18 protein-coding genes are annotated in these 20,060 nt (G+C 48.4%); 3 read left to right on the plus strand and 15 right to left on the minus strand.

Translation table 11 applies throughout. From position 1 onward, the window contains the following. The first annotated feature begins 46 nt into the window (after positions 1 to 46). Entirely contained in the window at positions 47 to 646 is a 600-nt protein-coding gene (locus tag DHU66_RS10250; RefSeq protein ID WP_108775861.1) for a TetR/AcrR family transcriptional regulator, read from the plus strand. A gap of 5 nt (positions 647 to 651) precedes the next feature. Further along, positions 652 to 1,872 (plus strand): cation:proton antiporter, encoded by a 1,221-nt coding sequence (locus tag DHU66_RS10255; protein ID WP_108775862.1) that lies wholly within the window; start codon positions 652 to 654, stop codon positions 1,870 to 1,872. Positions 1,873 to 1,941: 69 nt separating this feature from the next. On the opposite strand, the gene pyk is transcribed toward DHU66_RS10255, so the two are convergent. From pyk to DHU66_RS10315, 12 genes are all read right to left on the minus strand, one after another. After that, positions 1,942 to 3,378 (minus strand): pyruvate kinase, encoded by a 1,437-nt coding sequence (pyk, locus tag DHU66_RS10260; protein ID WP_108775863.1) that lies wholly within the window; start codon positions 3,376 to 3,378, stop codon positions 1,942 to 1,944. 22 nt (positions 3,379 to 3,400) lie between these two features. Further along, complete coding sequence (gene pfkA, locus DHU66_RS10265) at positions 3,401 to 4,363, minus strand: 6-phosphofructokinase (protein WP_108775864.1); 963 nt, start codon at positions 4,361 to 4,363, stop codon at positions 3,401 to 3,403. Between the two features lie 3 nt (positions 4,364 to 4,366). After that, on the minus strand, positions 4,367 to 5,332 hold the full coding sequence (locus tag DHU66_RS10270) for an ATP-binding protein (RefSeq protein WP_108775865.1): 966 nt from the start codon (positions 5,330 to 5,332) through the stop codon (positions 4,367 to 4,369). Then, on the minus strand, positions 5,325 to 6,509 hold the full coding sequence (locus DHU66_RS10275; protein ID WP_108775866.1) for a DnaD domain protein: 1,185 nt from the start codon (positions 6,507 to 6,509) through the stop codon (positions 5,325 to 5,327). Before DHU66_RS10275 ends, DHU66_RS10270 begins: the two co-directional genes overlap by 8 nt. Then, positions 6,502 to 7,098 carry a dephospho-CoA kinase gene (coaE, locus tag DHU66_RS10280; protein WP_108775867.1) on the minus strand — a complete coding sequence of 199 codons (597 nt, stop codon included), beginning with the start codon at positions 7,096 to 7,098 and terminating at the stop codon, positions 6,502 to 6,504. The genes DHU66_RS10275 and coaE overlap by 8 nt, the downstream gene beginning before the upstream one ends. Positions 7,099 to 7,118: 20 nt before the next feature. Then, on the minus strand, positions 7,119 to 7,925 hold the full coding sequence (gene mutM / locus DHU66_RS10285) for a bifunctional DNA-formamidopyrimidine glycosylase/DNA-(apurinic or apyrimidinic site) lyase (protein ID WP_108775868.1): 807 nt from the start codon (positions 7,923 to 7,925) through the stop codon (positions 7,119 to 7,121). Continuing rightward, on the minus strand, positions 7,925 to 10,522 hold the full coding sequence (gene polA, locus DHU66_RS10290; RefSeq protein WP_108775869.1) for a DNA polymerase I: 2,598 nt from the start codon (positions 10,520 to 10,522) through the stop codon (positions 7,925 to 7,927). The genes mutM and polA overlap by 1 nt, the downstream gene beginning before the upstream one ends. Positions 10,523 to 10,544: 22 nt before the next feature. Beyond that, complete coding sequence (locus tag DHU66_RS10295) at positions 10,545 to 11,612, minus strand: metal ABC transporter substrate-binding protein (protein WP_108775870.1); 1,068 nt, start codon at positions 11,610 to 11,612, stop codon at positions 10,545 to 10,547. Between the two features lie 32 nt (positions 11,613 to 11,644). Next, positions 11,645 to 12,349: a RadC family protein gene (radC, locus tag DHU66_RS10300; RefSeq protein WP_167836365.1), complete on the minus strand. Its 705-nt coding sequence runs from the start codon at positions 12,347 to 12,349 to the stop codon at positions 11,645 to 11,647. 90 nt (positions 12,350 to 12,439) lie between these two features. Beyond that, the gene (locus DHU66_RS10305; RefSeq protein WP_209451806.1) at positions 12,440 to 12,859 is read right to left on the minus strand and encodes a (deoxy)nucleoside triphosphate pyrophosphohydrolase; all 420 of its coding nucleotides are present in this window, start codon (positions 12,857 to 12,859) and stop codon (positions 12,440 to 12,442) included. Between the two features lie 56 nt (positions 12,860 to 12,915). Beyond that, entirely contained in the window at positions 12,916 to 13,737 is an 822-nt protein-coding gene (locus DHU66_RS10310; RefSeq protein ID WP_108775872.1) for a PTS system mannose/fructose/sorbose family transporter subunit IID, read from the minus strand. Further along, positions 13,728 to 14,510 (minus strand): PTS sugar transporter subunit IIC, encoded by a 783-nt coding sequence (locus DHU66_RS10315; protein WP_108775873.1) that lies wholly within the window; start codon positions 14,508 to 14,510, stop codon positions 13,728 to 13,730. Before DHU66_RS10315 ends, DHU66_RS10310 begins: the two co-directional genes overlap by 10 nt. A 180-nt stretch (positions 14,511 to 14,690) precedes the next feature. Here DHU66_RS10315 and nagA point away from each other — a divergent pair, with 180 nt between their 5' ends. Next, positions 14,691 to 15,830 (plus strand): N-acetylglucosamine-6-phosphate deacetylase, encoded by a 1,140-nt coding sequence (nagA, locus tag DHU66_RS10320; protein ID WP_108775874.1) that lies wholly within the window; start codon positions 14,691 to 14,693, stop codon positions 15,828 to 15,830. 79 nt (positions 15,831 to 15,909) lie between these two features. On the opposite strand, the gene DHU66_RS10325 is transcribed toward nagA, so the two are convergent. The 3 genes from DHU66_RS10325 to DHU66_RS10335 all read right to left on the minus strand — a co-directional run bounded on the left by DHU66_RS10325 (position 15,910) and on the right by DHU66_RS10335 (position 20,053). Continuing rightward, complete coding sequence (locus DHU66_RS10325) at positions 15,910 to 16,110, minus strand: cold-shock protein (RefSeq protein WP_108775875.1); 201 nt, start codon at positions 16,108 to 16,110, stop codon at positions 15,910 to 15,912. A 145-nt stretch (positions 16,111 to 16,255) separates the two neighbouring features. Then, a complete protein-coding gene (locus DHU66_RS10330) occupies positions 16,256 to 17,383 on the minus strand; it encodes a PASTA domain-containing protein (RefSeq protein WP_108775876.1) in 1,128 nt (375 codons plus the stop codon). Between the two features lie 12 nt (positions 17,384 to 17,395). Continuing rightward, positions 17,396 to 20,053, minus strand: a complete 2,658-nt coding sequence (locus DHU66_RS10335) for an N-acetylglucosaminidase (RefSeq protein ID WP_108775877.1) — start codon at positions 20,051 to 20,053, stop codon at positions 17,396 to 17,398. Between the last annotated feature and the right edge of the window lie 7 nt (positions 20,054 to 20,060).

Raw genomic sequence — 20,060 nt, forward strand, 5'->3', positions numbered from 1 at the left:
TATCATCAGAAACTGACCGATCAGTCAATATTTTGGAGGTGAAAAAATGAAAAGAGAAATCAAGACGGCACTGACAAAGCAGAAAATTCTGGAAAGTGCCTTTCATATCTTTGCAAAAGATGGCTATAAGACAGCTTCGATGCAGGATATTGCCAGTGATGCAGGAACCTCCAAAGGGATCATCTACCACTATTTCAAAGATAAAGATGATCTGTATCTGACCTGTGCATCAATTGTGTTTGATGAGCTGGCCGAAGAACTTGGCAGAACAGCAGGTGGCAGTATTGATGCCTATTTTGCAGCCCGCTCTGCCTGGTTTGGAAAGAATCCTGACAAAGCAGCAATGTTCTGTGAGGCGCTGCTGTTTTATCCGATACAACTGCAGGAGCAGATGGAAGCCTGCCGGAAAAAGTATGATGAAGTCAATGCGGCTGTATTAAGAGCCGTGCTGGCTGATCAGACGGTGCGCAGCGGGTATCAGGAAGCTGATGTACAGCGGATCTTCCGTGCATTCCAGAATTTTCTGAATGCGGAATATCGGAATTCTCTGATCAAGCATGACGAAAAAGCCATTCTGCAGCATGATGCGGACTGCCGCAAGGCACTGCAGATCTTCCTGTATGGCATTATTGAAGAAAAGAGGTAAATAACATGATAGTGAATATCCTGCGATGGATTCTGACACTGATTCTGGCAGTGTTTGCCGGTAAGGCAATGCAGAAACTGAAGATGCCGGCCATTCTGGGCTGGCTGATTGCAGGCATGGCACTTGGTCCCCATGCACTGAATCTATTGCCGCAGAAGCTGTTAGATACAGCGCTGTATCAGACGGTCATCATCTGGATGCAGTGCTCGTTTGGTCTGATGCTTGGTACCGAGCTTGTTTGGCGGCGTGTGAAAAAGTATGGCAGAGCACTGATGATCACAACACTGACCCAGTCGCTTGGCACTTTCCTGTTTGTTTCCGCAATGTTTGCCATTCTGTTTGTCTTCATGCACATTCCGATCTATCTTGCCTTTGCATTTGGCGGCATTGCCCTGGCAACAGCCCCTGCTCCAGCTCTTGCCATCGTGCAGGAATTTCATACCAAAGGACCGGTGACCAGCACGCTGCTGCCAATGGCAGTACTCGATGATATCGTTGGCATTGCCGTCTTTTTCACAGTAGATTCCTGCATTGCCAGAGCCGTATCCGGCGGTGCTCTGCCGCTGTATATGATCCCGGTCATGATCTTCCTGCCGATTCTAATCGGTATCTGCACTGGTCTTGCGACAGGGAAAATCCTGAAACAACCCCATGACAAAAAGTCCACACTCGCGATTCTGCTGATTGGTGTCACAGCCACCGCAGCAATCGGCCTGCTGTTCAACAAGCTTGTCTTTACGACAATCACACTGAACTATATGTTAATGGGCGTATCATTCTCTGCCACCTTCTCCAACATGGCAGATGATGAAACGCTGGATCATATCACAGCATGGTATAACAACATTCTGTCTGTGAGTCTGGTCACTGCCATTGTCGATCTTGGTGCACCGCTGGATTACCATCTGATCATTGGTGCCGGTGTCACAACATTCCTGTATATCGCTTCCCGTGCGTTTGGCAAGTACTTTGGTGCCCGTATCGGTGCCACCGCAACCCACATGCCAAAGACCGTACAGAAGTATCTTGGCCTGACATTACTGCCGCATTCTGGTGTTTCCCTTGTGTTTACCGGCATCATCTGTGCCACCCTGCAGGCATCCCGTCCGGATCTTGCATCGCTTGTGAAAGGAACAATTGCGGCTGCTGCTGTCATCAATGAAATCATTGCTGTATTTGCGGCAAGAAAAGGATTTCAGCTTGCCGGCGAAATGCATAAAGCATAAGCTTGCGTTACAAAAAGGGCATCTGCTCAGTATTGAGCAGATGTCCTTTGTTTTGGTATATTTGAAGACTTACTTGACTTCGACAATCTTCATCATGTTTGCGGAACCTTCGCCTGTCGGATAGCCGGCGGAGATAATGATCAGCTGGCCCGGCTTGACACCGTAGTCCTTGGCGAACAGAGATGCCAGATCATCATCGTTGGTGAGCTGGTTCTGTACATCAGAGAACAGCGGAACAACACCCCAGTAGCTCAGCAGCTTTCTCTGGGTATCCTTCGTGAAGGTAACTGCCAGGATCGGAACACACGGTCTGAACTTGGAGATTCTTCTTGCTGTTGTGCCGCCCTGTGTGAAGACAACGATGGCACCAATGTTATCCAGTGTCAGTGTTGCATCAGAAATGGCAATGGAAACAGCATCCTGCACAGTCTTGTTGGATGTTGTCTTGAGCCAGTCAAGTCTGCTGCGGTAGTCGATGATCTTCTCAGCTTCCTCAGCAATCTCACTCATGGTCTCGCAGGCTTCAACCGGATAATCACCGGCGGCAGACTCAGCCGACAGCATGACACCATCAGAACCATCCAGCACAGCATTGCAGACATCGGATGCCTCAGCACGTGTGCATCTCGGGTTATGTGTCATGGAATCCAGCATATGAGTAGCTGTGATAGCCGGCTTGCCAATGATGTTAGCCTCACGGATGATGTGCTTCTGGTAAACAGGAACCATCATGGTCGGGATCTCAACACCCAGGTCGCCACGGGCAACCATGACGCCATCTGCAGCTTCCAGGATGGAATCGACATTGTCATAGCCTTCCTGGTTCTCGATCTTGGCAATGATGTTGATGTGCGGCTTGCCCATCTCAATGCAGATCTTACGGATTGCATTGACATCGCTTGCTCTTCTGACAAAGGAAGCGAAGATAAAATCAACATTCATTTCACAGCCGAACTTGATATCATCGATATCTTTTTCGGACAGGAACGGCATGGAGAGCTTGACACCTGGCACATTGCAGCCCTTATGGGAGCTGATCGGACCAGCAACCTCAACTCTGCACTTCATCTCAGAGCCATCGTTCTCAAGAACGGTCAGTCTCATCTTGCCATCGTTGACAAGGATATAATTGCCAGCCTTCAGATCATCGAACAGTTCCGGGCACTGGATCCAGAAACGCTCATGTGTACCTTCACATTCAGCCTTGGTCAGATAAACAATCTCACCGATCTGATAGTTCTCGGTATCATTCTTGAAGTTGCCAAGTCTGATTTCCGGTCCCTTTGTATCCAGAGCAACTGCCAGTGTAATGCCAGTTGTATCAGATACATGTCTGACTGCTTCAATTCTTGCCTTATGTTCTTCATGTGTGCCATGAGAGAAGTTCATGCGGGCAATGTTCATACCTGCATAGGCAAGTTTTGTCAGTACTTCAACACTTTCCGAAGCAGGGCCAATGGTGCAGACAACTCTTGTCTTCTTGAAGATGTGCTTGTCGTTAGCCATAAAATTCAATTTCCTCTTTTCCTTAAACCAGACGGTCAAACAAACGGTACAGGGCTTTGCGGCTCTGAGACGGACGGTTCAGTGCTTCGTCGATCGGCATTGATGTAATCTGATTATCAATGATACCGACACAATGTCCGCCGATGCCTTCCATCAGCAGATCCACTGCCTTTTCACCCATACGGCTTGCCAGCATACGATCGGTCGGAGTTGGCGAACCGCCGCGCTGGATATGACCGAGAACCGTTGCTCTTCCAGAGAAATCTGTTGTTGCACTGACCTTCTTGGCAAGTGCATCCACATCACAGATCTTTTCCGAAATGATCACAATGGCATGGTTTTTCTTGACAGCCTCGCCAAGATATCTGAGCTTTTCGATGACCTCAAGCTCATCATATCCTGTTTCCGGTGTAATCACCATCTCTGCACCGCAGCTGATTGCCGTATACAGAGCAAGATCGCCGCAATGGTTTCCCATGACTTCCACGATCGAGCAGCGGTGGTGAGAACTGGACGTATCACGCAGCTTATCGACATTCTCTACACATGTATGCAGAGCAGTATCAAAGCCGATTGTGAAATCCGTACCCGGAATGTCATTGTCAATCGTACCCGGAAGGCCGATGCAGTTGATTCCCTTCTTTGTCATGGCAAGAGCACCCCGGTAGGAGCCATCGCCGCCAATAACAACAAGTGCATCAATGCCAGCCCTCTTCAGGTTCTTAATGCATGTGTCCTGAACCGCTTCTTCCTTGAATTCAGGAAGACGGGCAGACCCAAGAACAGTGCCGCCGCGGTCCATGATGTCGGACACGCTGGTACGTCCAAGATCCTCAAATGTTTCTTCGAGAAGTCCCCGGTAGCCATTGTGAACACCTACGACCTCAACACCATTATTCAGTGCAATTCTGGTAACGGCACGGATCGCCGCATTCATGCCCGGTGCGTCGCCGCCCGAGGTCAATACACCAATCTTCCTGACCATTGTTTAGCCTCCGATTTCGCCTTTAATTCTAGCATCGTAAACGGTTCCGTCAACCATTTGACGGCGATCTTTTCCCTCAAGCGCTTTCACAGAACACATTGCCTGAATGCGCTCAATAATGCGGTTTGCCTTCATCGCTTCTTCCTTCCCGCGGCTGGAAATTGCAAAGTGTGCACGCAGAGAAGCAATGTCTTCATTGGAGGTAAACCAGGTCGGTAAATGCGCTTCATATCTGGCATTGAGAACCGGCAGTAAGATCTGGTCCCGGTTCCATTGGGTCACTGCTTCGGCGCCGATATCATCAATGACCAGAAACGGCACAAACTTGAGACGTTCCAGCTCAATCCGGTACTCTCCTGAGTCAATGCCGGTGACCATTCTCTGCACGCAGTCCGGCCAGTACACAAAGGCACATTTCTGCTTTCTTCGGGCCACATCATTGCAGGCTGCTGCCGCAAGATAGGTCTTGCCGGTTCCCATATGTCCATACAGATACACGCCTGTCTGACCGCGGAACGCTTCCATGCATGCGGCCAGCACACTGACATAGGCGCCATCCTCACCGTCTGCCGCAATCGAAGCAAAGCCAACAGTGCGCAGCTGCTTTGGCATATCATTGATCAGAAAGTACTGCAGATGTTCTTCCTGTTTAAGCTTTTCCTTCATAAACCGGCATGGGGATACCACCTTCTGCAGGATGCCATCGTACATCAGATCATCATAGTACCCTGTTTTCTTCTGCCTGCAGTGATCGAGTCCCTTGCAGTTATGGCATGCGGCAATGCCCTGACACCAGTCATGAATCCGCCATGGATACTGCTGGATGAGACTGGCCGGCACACCTTTGTGCTGGATCAGATATGCCACATCCGGATCTTTTTGCAGCTGTGCGCAAAGCTCTCTGGTCTTTTCTTTCTGCGCATCACTCAGTGATATATCAAAATTCATTTTCTGGAATCCATCACGCATCGTGTTTCTTCATCTCCTGCTGCATTGCTTTGACTTTCTGTACGAGCTGCTCGCTGGCCGGCTTGCTTTCCGGCAGCGGTTTATTCATGTATGCCGGCAGTTCCACCTTCTGATAGCTGCGGCTGCTGTGCAGATTCTTCTTCGCTTCCAGAAGTGCCTGTTCCTTCGTTTCAATGCCATCACGTGCCCACTGCGCAGCAACAGAGCTGACAAAGCGGGCAGACAGCCGGTTGTCCGAGATCTTGAGGACATAGGCAATCAGGACATTGATCACCTCATTGGAAAAGTGCATCTGGGTAGAAAGATTCTCCAGAATCTTCTTCTCTGCAAGCGGTACTTCACGGCCATTCATCAGCGACTGCAGGAACGATACCGGCGGCAGGCTGTAAGGGTCGTGTGTATTCTTTGTCTGCACCTTTTCCTTTTCGCACATCAGTTTCAGCTTATCTGCATTGAAAAAGGCTGGATCTGGAACGGTACAATTGGCGATCAGCTGCCGCATGCGGTCTGCGGAAATGCCATAGACAGTGCCGAGTCTGCCGATCAGTGCCATATTTTCCTGGGTGCGCAGCACGATTGGAAAAACAGCGGCACTGGTTGTGGCAAGGAAACGCTCATAATCAAAATCGATCGTTTCATTGCCCGAAGAAAACTGATAGCGCGGCCGCACCGTTGTCCAGGCGGATTCCGGCATTGTTCTTTCCACTGGTGTTGTCCGGATCTGTCTGGTGACATCCTTGTATCCCTGCAGAGAGAGACCGACATTGCCAAGACGGGCAACAATCTCATCCGTATCTTTGGCACCGACTTCATTGCGGAACCGGGAAAGATAGATCTGATTGGAAAGAAAATCCATAGTAGGAAGCGGTGTATTGAGATGATAAATCCAGGCATCATGGCCGCTGCCCTGGCGCATATAGGCGCGCAGCAGATTGTATTCTTCTAACCGCAGTCTTGCCCGTTCCAGTGTATCCAGGGAGATATTGTTCATGATCCGGCACAGGTGCTTATGCGTAGCCTGGGCACGCTGGTGTCTTGCCTCGGCATGCAGGGTCAGATACAGCAGCAGGCCGTCTCCGCCGATCAGCGGCTGATACAGATTGGCAAGCGAAACAATACTGTCTTCGGAAATGCTGTTGACGCATTCCACCCGGAACGTATCTTCATTTCTAAGCATGATGTCTCTCCTTTGCGCGCAGCTGCTTCATCAGATTGTTTACTGCATGGTTCAGATCATCTGTCGTACCGTTGTTTTCAATGACAATATCTGCCTTCTGCTTCTGAATCTGTGGATCGATCTGGCTTGCATAGCGGGCCAGCGCCTCTTCTTTGGAATAGCCGCGGTCATGCATCATCCGCATGATGGCTGTATCTTTGTCACAGGTGATCAGGACGATGCAGTCAAAATGATCTTCAATACCTGCCTCAAACAGAAGCGGGACTTCAGCAAACAGAAGCCTGCCGTTCTGGCTGGAAAAGAAATGCTCCATGCCGGCAATGACATAGGGATGGACGATGGCATTGAGCCGTTTTCGTTTTGTTTCATCATGAAAGACAGCAGCAGCAAGCTTCTTGTGGTCAATGTCGCCATTGGGCATGCATACATCACCAAATTCACTGGCAATCACTTTTGCACATGGGTGGCTGCCATACAGGCAGATGGCAGCATACTGATCCGCGTTGAATACGGGCATGCCGCGCTGGCGCAGCATCTTGCTGAAAGTTGTCTTGCCTGAAGCAATGGTTCCGGTAATCCCGATTCTCATGTGTCGTCCTCCTGTTCTTTTTATTTCTGGCAGTGCGGGCAGTAGTAGCTGCTGCGGCCGCCGATATATTTGACTTTGATTGGTCCGTGGCAGCGCGGACAGATCTTCTGCATATGCACCGTGCAGTCTGTCTGGAAACGGCCGGTCACGCCAAGGGAAGAAGTATAACTGCGGATCGTGGTGCCTCCTGCCGCAATGGCTGCCTTCATGATCCGTCTGGTGTTATCAACGATGTTCTGGTCGTCTTTTCTGGTAATGCGGCTGCAGCTTCTGCCTGGACGCAGATGACATGCAGCAAGGATTTCATCCGCATAAATATTGCCAATGCCGGCCACAAAACTCTGGTCAAGCAATAATGACTTCAATGGTTCCTTTCTGCCTTTGCGGTACTGATGTACATAATCCGCATTGAACGATGGATCAAATGGTTCCGGGCCAAGGCCATGGAAGGATGAAAAGTCATAGTCCAGCGGCAGGATACACATGCGGCCGAATTTGCGGGTGTCGTGATAGCGCAGTGATCTGCCGCTGGCCATCTGAAAGATGACATGCATGTGCCGGTTGACAGGATCTGATGGTGACATGAGATAGAACTTGCCTTCCATGCGCAGATGGACAACAAGAGTCACATGGTCCATGCGGAAGATCAGATACTTGCCGCGCCGCTGAAAGATGCGGAAATGTTCATGCCGCAAAGCATTGGCAAATGATCCTGGATCACCATCGACCGTCTTTGCATAGCGCACCTGTACATCCAGAATCTCATCATCTTTGATCTGATGTTCCAGTGTGCGCACAACCGTTTCAACTTCTGGCAGTTCCGGCATTATTTAGCCTCATACCAGTCTTTGCCAACGGCACATTCTGCTGTCAGCGGCACTTTCAGGCTCATGGCATTGACCATGCCGTCGTTGATCAGTGCCTTCATCATGTCAATTTCATCCTGAGGCACTTCAAAGATCAGTTCATCATGCACCTGCAGAATCATGCGGGATTTTACCTTCTTCTCTTTCATTGCCTTGTCAATGCGGATCATGGCCAGCTTGATCAGATCCGCCGCACTGCCCTGAATCGGTGCATTCATTGCTGCCCGCTTGCCAAATTCCCGGATCATCCGGTTCTTGTCATGAATCTCCGGAATCTCTCTTCTTCTGCCAAGCAGTGTTGTCACATAGCCGTTTTTCTCACAGTCTTTGACAACCTGATCCATATAGGTACGGATGCGGGGATACTTCCTGTAGTATGTTTCAATGAAATCACGTGCCTGGGCCACACTGGTGCCAAGCTGCTCACTCAGACCAAAGTCAGAAATACCGTAGACAATGCCGAAATTCACCGTCTTTGCCTGGCGGCGCATCTGCGGCGTCACTTCTTCCTTGGAAACGCCAAACACATCCATGGCCGTCTTGGTATGAATATCAATGCCGTCACGAAAAGCCTGAATCATGCTTGTCTCATCGGCCATATGAGCCAGCATCCGCAGCTCAATCTGGTGATAGTCGCACGAGATCAATACACAGCCTGGGTCGGCCGGGAATGCCTTGCGCACCTCTTTGCCCTGTTCATCGCGCACAGATATGTTCTGCAGGTTAGGCTCGGATGAGGACAGACGGCCAGTGGTTGTAGCTGCCTGGTTGTAAATCGTATGGATGCGTCCATCTTTGCAGATGTACTTCTTAAGGCCTTCCGCATACGTGCTTAAGATTTTGGCAAGTTTGCGGTAGGCAAGAATATCGTCAATGATCGGATCGGCACCGCGCAGCTTCTCCAGCCGGTCAGCCGATGTGGAACGTTTCGTTCCGCCATACAGTCCCAGATCATCATACAGCACCGATGCCAGCTGTTTGGGAGAGTTGATATTGAACTGTTTATTGGCACGGGTATAGATTCTCTTCTGCAGTTCATCAATCTGGGCCTGCGTCTTGTCAGAAATGGCATCCAGCACCTTTTCATCGCAGCGAATGCCATCACGTTCCATTTCACACAGAATTTCTGTCAGAGGCATTTCCACATCACGGTAGAGATGCGTCATGTTGCAGGAAGTGATGACAGGTTCTGCCTGTTCCACAATTTTGAGGATATTGGCAGCATTCTCCCCGGCAAAGCGGGCTTCTTTCTCTTCATCCACAGAAACAGGCCTGCCTGGTTTGCCAAAGACATCTTCATAGCTGTCCGTGGTATGCAGATCATACTTCTCTGTAATCTTCTCATTGCTTGTCAGTGTGGAATCCGCCAGAGAGGCTATGATCATGGCATCATCCCTGAAATGAATCTCGATATGGATATTGTGCATGACATGCATGAGACGCTTGACATCATAGCCAGCCGCTTCATATGCCGCCAGATGCTTCAGCAGCTGTGCATCATGAGGAAGATCCTTTGCATTGATATAATACAGGCCTGCCTGGCTGGCAATGCCAAGTCCATAGAGGGATGCCCCCATGAACTGCTGATGGTCATCACAGCCAAATACCGCATAGCGGCCTGTATATACGTTTTCCGGGATCACAGATACACGCTGTACCTGAATCGTTTCTTCTGCTTTTTGTTCCTGATTACCAAGCAGTCTGCTTTGATAGCGGGATGCCAGCATCTTCATGCCAAGTGTTTCAAGGAAATGGACAAGGGATGCATAGTCCGGCATAAAGGTACAGTCTTCCAGCTTGATATCCAGATCGACATCGCGGCGGATGGTTGCCAGCTTTTTGGACAGTGCGGCAAGTTCATGGTTTGCCTGGATCTTTTTGCCAAGGGCGCCTTTGATCTCCTGATCATGGGCAAGCACATTTTCCAGTGTGTCATACTGGTTCAGCAGCTTGACGGCAGTCTTTTCACCAACACCGGGAATACCCGGGATGTTGTCACTGTGATCACCCATCAGTCCCTTGAGATCAATAATCTGCAATGGCCGGATGCCAAGTTCAGTCTGCATGGATTCCGGCGTCATGATATCCATATCTGTCATGCCCTTTTTCATCAGCAGCACCGACGTTGTATCATCGACAAGCTGCAGCAGATCGTGGTCACTTGTGAAGATAATGGTCTGACAGTCAGGATATTTCTTTGACATGGTGCCAATCAGATCATCGGCTTCTATATCAGGCATCTCCACCCATTTTATGTGGGCTGCGTCCAGAAAGTCACGGACCATCTGAAACTGTGGAACAAGATCATCCGGTGCCGGCTTGCGTCCTCCCTTGTAATCGGCATACAGATCATGCCGGAACGTATGCTTGCCGGCATCAAAAGCAACCAGAACGGCATCTGGCTTCTGCTCATCCAGAGCTTTCTGCAGCATCTGGCAGAAACCAAACACAGCATTGGTCGGCACGCCCTGTGCCGTCGTCATTTTCTTGCCATAGGCAGTGGCGTAGTAAGCCCGAAACAGCATGGAATTGCCATCCACCAGCATTAACTTTTTCATCTTTTCGCTACCTCTTCTACTTTCATCCTGCCTGATCTTTCTGTTCCACGATGCTCTGCAGCACAGCCAGGTTCTCGTACATGATGGAAAGGTAGTCCTTGCCATCTTCTTCCTGCTGTGGCGTCAGGCTGCTCAGATTGGAAAGATCAATGCGGGTCAGTCCGCAGTCATTCATAACTCTGTTAAACAGACCCTTCATATCATCCGGCATACTGTCTTCATAAACAATATACTGTACACCATCCGTCTTAATGCGTTGTTCCATCACAGCCAGCTCCTCTTCATCCGGCAGTACACCATAGCGGCTTAACACAAGCGGGTATACCTGAAAGCCATATGTTTTCTGCCAGTTGCCAAAGCTTGGCGTCACTGTCACAAACCGCAGCGTGATGGACTGGTCCGCCGCCTGGGTGGCCAGAGCCTGATACTGTGCATCCAGATCAACCAGATCTGCTTCCAGCTTTTTGAAGTTTGTTTCGTACAGGTCTGTATTCTCCGGATAGGTCTTCTCCAGCCAGCTCAGGATATCTTTTGCCATCGAGAGCATCAGTACCGGATCATTCCACAAAGAAACATCTTTTTCATACATATCTGTCTGATCAAACAAAGCAGAATCATACCAGGCAGATTCCTGATAATCTGAGGCACTGCTGCTGTCATCAGGCGTATAGCGCGCAAAGTCATAAACCGCATTGTGGGCAGACAGATCCAGCACCAGCGTACCGCTGGACGCGATCTCATTCTGGTACACGGAAAGATATGGCTCCAGGTCGCCAATATGCATAAAGACAGCACTCTTGGCAAGGATATCCTGATAATTGCTCTGGATCTGTGCTCTCTGGGCAGTCTGCCCATCCTGCAGGGATACAGTGGTAACGGTATTCTGGGCAAGTGCGCTCACAAGCCAGCCAATGGGGTAAATACTGTAGGCAATCTGGGTGCGCACAGAAACACAGCCTGGCAGACAGCCAAGCAGGCAGACACAAAGCACGCAGGCAAGCAGAATCCGGGTGCAGTGCCCCAGACCATGTTTTCTGCTGCGGGATATCTGCTGTATTCTGTTTTTCCTGCCGGCCTTGTTTCTGATCAATGTGCACCTTCCTCTGTCATATCATTTTACCATCAGGCACAAGTCTCATCCATGGCATCTTTCAGCAGACCTTCTGCCGCAAAGGAATAATACCCGTTTGCGGTCACAATGATGTGATCAATGACCGCAACTCCCATCATTCTGCCGGTTTCACACATCAGTTTGGTCAATGACAGGTCTGCGCCGCTTGGAACAAGTGAGCCGCTGGGATGGTTATGCACCATCATGAAGGCAGAACTATTGGCCAACAGTGCTTCCTTGAAAACTTCCCGGGGATACACGCGGGCATCATTCAGTGAGCCGGTGAACAAGACACGGTAACTGATCAGGTGCAGACCGGCGTCCAGGTACACAACCAGAAAGTTTTCCTGCATGGATGAGCCGATTTCTTTCTGCAGCCAGTGAAACAGCCGTTCCGGTGTATCCAGGATGCTGCCCTGCGAAACACGCTCCAAAGCGACTCTTCGTGACAGTTCCATGGCTGCCACGATTTCCAGCGCCTTGACTTTGCCAATGCCTGAGATTCTGGTCAGCTCAGGTACGCTCATTGCAGAAACACCGGCAACGCTGCCTGCTTTCTTTAAAAGATCACCAGCCGTGTCGACAGCACTTCTGCCTTTGGTGCCGGTACGAATTAAGATGGCCAGCAGCTCAGGTGTGCTTAAAGCACGCATGCCAAACTGCAGGCCTTTCTCCCGCGGTTTCTCAGCCGCAGGAAGATCTTTGATCATTGCCATAACGATACCTCCACCTGTATATAGGCATCCAATATGGCAGATTCCCTGAAAAATATGATGAAATTGGTATCTGCACAAAGCAGTACACATTCATTTGTCTTTACTTACTGTCATTTCCCTGCGCAGATAATGATCCACAATATATTGATCCGCAGGCAGCCAGGCAACACTGTCCAGCTCGCCTGGGGACAGCCATCGTGCTGCTTCATGTTCCAGCAGTTCAAGAGATCCATGCTGTACACTGACAGAAAACACCTGCATGGAAAGATGAAACTGTGGATAATCATATTCCACACTGCCGATAAAATTTCCAACGATAATGTCAGTATTCAGTTCTTCCTTGATTTCCCGCACAAGTGCCTGTCGGGCACTCTCCCCTGCTTCAATCTTTCCGCCAGGAAACTCCCAGCCGTCTTTGAATTCCCCATAGCCGCGCTGCGTTGCAAAGATCTTGTCATCTTTGCAAATCACGGCAGCCGCCACATGGATCTGCTTCAATTCTTTTTTCATAACTACAATCATACGTCCTTTCTGCCGAAAAAAAAGAGATGCACTTCCTGTGCATCTCAAAGCATGCCAATGACAAATCCTACTGCGATCAGAAGGATGGCACATTTCCACATGGACCAGTTTTTCCTGGTTAGCAGCCAGTATGTCACCAGAGCTGCACACAGACCAATCAGGCCTGGTACTACCTGGCTGGCAAGAACCAACGGCTGCAGGAATGCATTGGAAGCACGCATACCATGTACACCAACCTGGCCGGTGAGCAATGAGCCAAAGCCAATGATGGCACCTGTCATAAACAGACCGGAGATGCGGGCTGCCTTACTCCATGAATCCTTTTTAGCAATCAGTTTCTCTGCGGATGCAGTGCCGCCTTTGTAGCCGACGTTGATCAATACAAAGCGCAGAATCACATGCAGGAGGAAGGAAACAGCTGCCACAATTACAACACCCCAGGCATTGCCGCTGCTGACCATACTGTAAACAGCACCAAGCATAATGGGCAGCCAGAGTCCATAGACAAGAGCACGCTCCAGTCCGCTTGCGGCAAGTGCCAGCGTCGTGCGCAAAGAGCGGATCACAGATGGATCTGCCTTCTGTGCTTCCAGTGAGAGAACCACGCCCATCACATAAGACGAAAAGAGATAGGATGGATCATTGAATTCCAGATTGTGGCCAAGCGATATGGCAAGATCCTGCGGATTGGAATGAGTCTTTTTCAGGCCTGGTTCCATTGCCCATGTCCAGCCTGTGGAAGCAGCCGTTTCTGCATTTTCACCGGCGTGGGTAAAGAATGAACGGAACGCAATTTTCCGCAGTGTTTTCTTATCCAGCGGAAATGCTTCCTTTGTATCCGTATACGGCGTTGTTCCTACCACCATTTTTCAGCCTTTCCTTTCTTTTCTACAGTACTGTTCTTTACCGGAGCAGCAGTTTCCTTATTCTGCTGGGTAAAATGCCAAAGCACAAAGGCACCAATGCCAAGAGCCAGCAGACCGCAGGCAAACAGTCCATAGGAACCAGATTTGGATGCCAGTGCAGCAACGGCAAAGCCGGAAAGCAGTGCAGCTGGATATTCCTGATAGTAAAGATTGCGCATGACAACCGCAATACCAAGGAACTGCAGCATGGCAGCAGCTGTGGCAATGCCATGGAACAGCCATGGCAGATCATTCATCCAGCCATCAATCACATTGACGGCATCTGCCCCAAGACCATACGCATAATAACCAGCAATTGCGGCAAGCACGCCGCGGATCAACATTGGTCCAAACACAGCAATGGTGCTTGCTTTTCCCTTTTCTGCTGCTTTTCTGGCAGCTGGCAGAAACAGTGTGCCAATCAGCCGGCACAAGCCGTCCATGGCACAGGCAAAGCCAAATGCCAGAATCCCGGCACTGAGATCACCTGCCTGCACGCCTCCGCGCACAGCGGCAATCACAGCGATGGCACAATAGATGCCTGCACCAGTGTCATCACGCTGTGCGGTGCTGTAAAACAGCTGACAGGCAGCACCAATCGTAACCCCTGTCTGTACATTGTGTAGCAGGGCACCGATCAACGTACATACGACCAGCGGCATATGCAGGATCTTTGTACCAACAACACCATCAATGGCAAGTACAAAGAGAGCCAATGCCATTCCAATCTGCATAATTTTTTCTCCTTTACAACTTCTGCTGTCAATGAACACAGCAGCCTGAGCAGCATAAAGCTGTTCGTCTTTTTTATTATATCAGGAAGTATATGCCGGGGCCAAATCGAAACAATATGCCAGCTTATGAACAAACGGAAAACCGCAAAAGTGCTACAGTGGAAACAGGAGGTGTTTGTAATGAAAATCAAGAGTACGCGTATCTGGATTGCCGGCGATTTCATGCCGGGTGTCATTGAAATCTCAGGAAAATCGATCGTCAGTGTGCTGCCCTATGAGACACAGGCAGACATTGATTATGGTGATCTCCGCATAGTGCCAGGATTCATTGACATTCACTGTCATGGCGCTTATGGCTTTGATACCAACTATGCCAATGAAGAAGGCCTGAAGAAATGGACAAAGAACATTGTGCATGAAGGCGTAACCGGTTTTCTTGCCACAACCATTACTGAGATGAAGCCTGTGCTGACAAAGGCTGTAGAAAATGCGGCAAAGGTACATGATGAAAACAGTTATGAAGGAGCCAGGATTCTAGGTATTCACTTTGAGGGACCATATCTCGATATGGCAAAGAAAGGTGCACAGCCGGCAGCGGCCATTGTTCCCCCTTCTGTGGAAGAGTTCAAGGAATATCAGAAGGCAGCCCACAATCTGATCAAAGTGATCACCCTTGCCCCGGAACATGACAAGGACTTCGCCTTAACACGGTATGCCAGCACGCATGGTACGGTTGTGTCCATGGGACATACATCTGCTACATATGAGCAGGCGATGATGGCAGTGGCCAATGGTGCCTCTTCCATCACCCATACCTACAATGCAATGTCCCCATTCAACCACAGACAGAATGGTATGGTTGGTGCAGCTCTGAGACTGCACGACCTGTACAGTGAAGTCATCTGTGACTGCAACCACTCCACACCGGAAGCACTGAACATCTTCTTCCGTGAAAAAGACAGCACAAAGGCAATCATGATCTCTGATGCATTGATGTGCAAGGGATACCCAGTCGGCACAAAGTTTGAATTCGGCGGCCAGGGAATCGTCATCTATCCGGATGGATCCGCCCACCTGATCAAAGAAGGCAACCTGGCCGGATCAACCATGAAAACCAATGAAGGCCTGCGCAACCTGGTAGAAAGAGCACTCGTACCATTCGACAAAGCTCTCAACAGCTGTACATGCAATCCAGCAGCACTGCTGCATATGGACGACCATCTTGGCTATATCAAAGTTGGCTATGATGCGTCCATTACCATTCTCAATGATGATTACAGTGTTGCTTCCTGCTTTGTTGAAGGCATCAAACAATTCTGAAATAACAGCCTGCACATGCAGGCTTTTTTCATGCACGCACAAAAAAAGCAGGATTTCTCCTGCAAATGGTTATCTTCTATTACAGCTTGACAACGTTCTCAGCCTGCGGGCCTCTGTCAGTATCCTTGACATCGAAGCTTACAGCCTGACCTTCGTCAAGAGTCTTGAAGCCTTCACCCTGAATGGCAGAGTAATGAACGAAAATATCCTTTCCGTCATCACCTGTAATGAAACCATAGCCCTTCTCAGCATTGAACCACTTTACTTTTCCTGTAGCCATCTAACTCTATCTCCTTACCTACGCAAAATATTATACCACGTTTTCATCCTGTCAAAACACACTTGTAAATCTTTACATAACTTTTTGTGAAAAAATAAAACAGTCCTGCAAACAGAACTGTTTCACACAACAAAAGGAAGAGCTTTTAGTTGCTTTGATAGATATTAACAGTTGCACTTGATCCGTCTAGACTTGTTGAATATCCAGCAAACCCCTTATTGTTATTAGAAGAATTAATGTAATTTTCAGTTACTTTGCATCCATTCTGCCGCACTTTAACAAGATAATCGTTAATGTCAGATGCTTCCTCTCCAACATACAGCATGCCTAATGCATTACCAGCATTATTCGACAAGCAGACTCCGGAAGACTGTGACGGCGTCTCTGTTGTCGCACTTCCAGATGTGTTGCTATTCGTATTATCCGTTCCAGATGATTCGCTGCTTTGCTGGGTATTACCGGAATTGGAGTAACTTTGATCACGTGTACCGCCATTGGCATTTGTATCTGTGGTCTGTCTTTGTACTTCCTCATCTGTCTTTTCGGTCTGGGAACTATCCACGTGTTTGGCAATTGTTACCGTTACTGTATCACCTTTTTTCAGCTTATCGCCGGCTTTAACCGAAATCTCCATGATATCGCCATCATTGAGTATCTGACTTTCCTGTTCTGTAAATGTGATAGAAATGCCGTTTTCATCGCCCCATTTCTGAATCTCATCTTTGTTCATAGAAGAGAAGTCAGGCGCCACAACCTCGGTTGTTGCAAGAGTTACGGTAATGGCATCAGAACGTTTCGCTTTTGTGCCCGCAGCAGGATCCATACTGACAAACATATCATCTTCCAAATCCTGATCACTGACATATGTATAGGTATAGGAAACGTTGGAAAAATAATTATCAGCAAACCAGGCTTCAATTTCGTCCTTTTTCTTGCCGGCAAAATCAGGAAGTTCAACTTCCTTATCAGGATCAGGCCCTTGTGAAAGCGTAAAGGTGATTGTGCTCTTGGAAGACACCTTTCGTGCTGACTGACTGATTACACAATCGCCCAGTACATCATCACTATATTCCTCTTTAAACTTTACCTGGTCTTTCAGATCATTTTTCTTAGCCCACATTTCAACAATACGCTGTGCCTTGCCGGTAAAATCAGGCACATCAATGGAATCAGACGCATTGACTGCGTAATACGCATAGGCACTTGTACCAGCACCCGCTGTCAGCACAGCCGCCAGAGCTATTTTCATGCCCAGTTTTAATTTTAATGACATATCTTGTTTTCCTCACTCAATGGTCAGAATATATCTTGACCTTGCTTTTTCTGTCTTAAGCGAATAGATGCGCCCGCCAGATTTTGAACTCAATTTGTCAGTCCAATTTCGATATAATTCAAAGATATCTTTGTATTCATCTGTTTTAATTTCCAAATACAAACGATATGTACCTGAAGAAAGATGAGACAAATCGATATCAGCATCAAAACTGCACATAGAAGTCTCGTATTGATAATTCTTCAACCACGACTTGAAATCATAAACACTATCTTTTGCATCAATCGCACAAGAATACACTTTACCGTCTTCATCCTCAAGATAAAGCGTATAGGAAGGATGTGTATCTGCTGACATACTTGCATTCCGCAAGAAGGAATAACCATTTGTGATCGTCAAATGTCCATTGTCAATTGATATGGTGTCAGCTCCAAATACGGGTGTCATCAGACTTGGCTTCTTCACATCAGACATATTGATATTCTGCTTCTCACAAGAAACCTCAACTCTGTAACTGTTAAGAGGAGAAGTATAGAAAGTAACCGTATTTCCATCTTCACGGGTAATCGAGTATCCTTCTTTCAGATCGTTATAAAACAATGAATTCATGGCGTCATGTGAGCCGTTAACAGTTTCTAATTCAAGAATATAATTCCCAGGCTTGATATCATCGAGGTCAATTTCTGTCTGATATCCAACAGCCTCGTAGCCCACAAACAATTCTTTCATGATACCCTGATAATCCGTTGTCTGTGTAGAAAGGTTTGTTACCTCTTCTGTTTCAGCATTCACCAGTTTCATCTGTTGCTTGACAGAATGATTGTAAGCTGCTGCACCATCAAAATAGCCAAGGCCAGTCATCGTCACAACATGTGATGACTCATTATAGGACACTGCTCCAACGCCAGAACGATATTTATAAGAAGCATTGCTCATATCCCCAACTTCATTTTCAGGAGTTTCGGATGGCTCCGGTGTCGTTTCTGGTGAAGGTGTTGTCTCAGGTGCCTGATCCGGTGTTGTCTCCGGCTTTTCTTCTGGTACGGTATTGTTGCCAGACGGTGTACCGTTGGTAAGAATCGTGAGCCAGTCTTTGGAAATGTAGGCTACATTGCTGGCAAAGTCATAGGTCCATTTGTTGGATACGGAGGCACGGGTGAGTCTGCCATTGGATAAATGATCAGAGGTCTGTGTCTTGTACATGCCATTTTCTTCACCAAGGACAGGCACAAGGTATGCCCTGGGGAAATAGCCTCCGGCAGATCCGCCGGCATTTTTAATGTCATACCACTTTGTGCTGGTATAGGCATTTTTTGTAAAGTATACACTGGCATCAGAGTTCACAACACCGAGGGTAACAGAATACAGGTCCTTGAAGCCGGCTGCTTTGTCGATCTGATAGGCAAAGGATGCAATGTTGATACCCCAGTACTGATCAGAGGCATAACAGACATTGAAACCGTTGCCTTTATTGCCGATGGCCATACCAAAATGGCGGCCATCGTCCACATCAAGATACCCATTCAGATTTACGCCCATCTGCTGCTCTACTACCGCATATATGCTGCTATAGGAAGCTGCCAGATTCGGATTGGAGTCCACTGCATTCCAACCGAAAAGATTGCGCCTTGTTTTTGCATAATAACTTGTTCCGTAGCCGGACTCCTGAATAGCCATGGCATAGACAAGCAGAGCATTGACACCATATTTGTTCTGGGCATCGATAAAAGCCTGGGCATTGCCGTTCATGACCGAATTGCCGGCATAGCCGCTCTGATTCAAAAAGTTCTGCAGATCGGCAGCGGTCAGATTGGACTTTGTACGCAGCGGCAGAAACTGATAGTAGTTGTAATATGTACCAGCATACTGCGTCATTGCCTGATCTGTATAGAAATCATAACCGTTGGCACTGTAATATGTTGCACCATCGCTCATCCAGTCCGCCCCCGGCAGAATAACGCCCCGGCGGTCAGGTACGGCATAGGTCTGCCAGCTGGCTTTGACCGAATTAGACCATCCCCAGTAGGAATAGAACTTCATTTCCTTGCTGCCATCCGTTGAAACCGTATAATGGTCCATTTCCGGATACAGCGTATAGACAGGATCTTCCGGATTATTACCGCCAAGCTGAATGGCAAGGTGGTTGGTGTAGTACTTGATCGGCACAAGATCGCATTCTGCCATCTTGACGTAGCCGTCAAATCCATTCATGGTCATCGATACTGCGCCACCGCCGCTGGCAGTGTCATACCAGGCAGTATCATGGTACTGCGCCTGGGCATACTGACGGGAATACGTATTAGAGCCAGAAAAATCCTGATTCATATAGTAATAGGAAAGCTCTCTGCCATTATTACGATATGGATTCGTAATGACCATACCGGAAACCATTGCAATGATTTTACTTGGAGATTTGCTGGATGCGTTGCGGATGACCGCATCCTGCCCAAGCGAATTCATTGCATTTTTGGCAGAATTAAAATCACTGTAACATCCTTTGTGATCGAAGCCGCCATTGTCATTGACGACGTCCACATCAAAGACACAGCCCTGGTGTATGGAATAGTCATTGCTGTTGTCTGCATTTGCTTTGATAAGGACTTTGCTGCCAAGAGGCAGAGTACTGCCGGCAAGAGCCAGCACAAGAATAAATTGTCTGATTATTTTCATGTGATTC

The organism is Lactimicrobium massiliense, assembly GCF_900343155.1.
GTDB lineage: Bacteria > Bacillota_I > Bacilli_A > Erysipelotrichales > Erysipelotrichaceae > Bulleidia > Bulleidia massiliensis.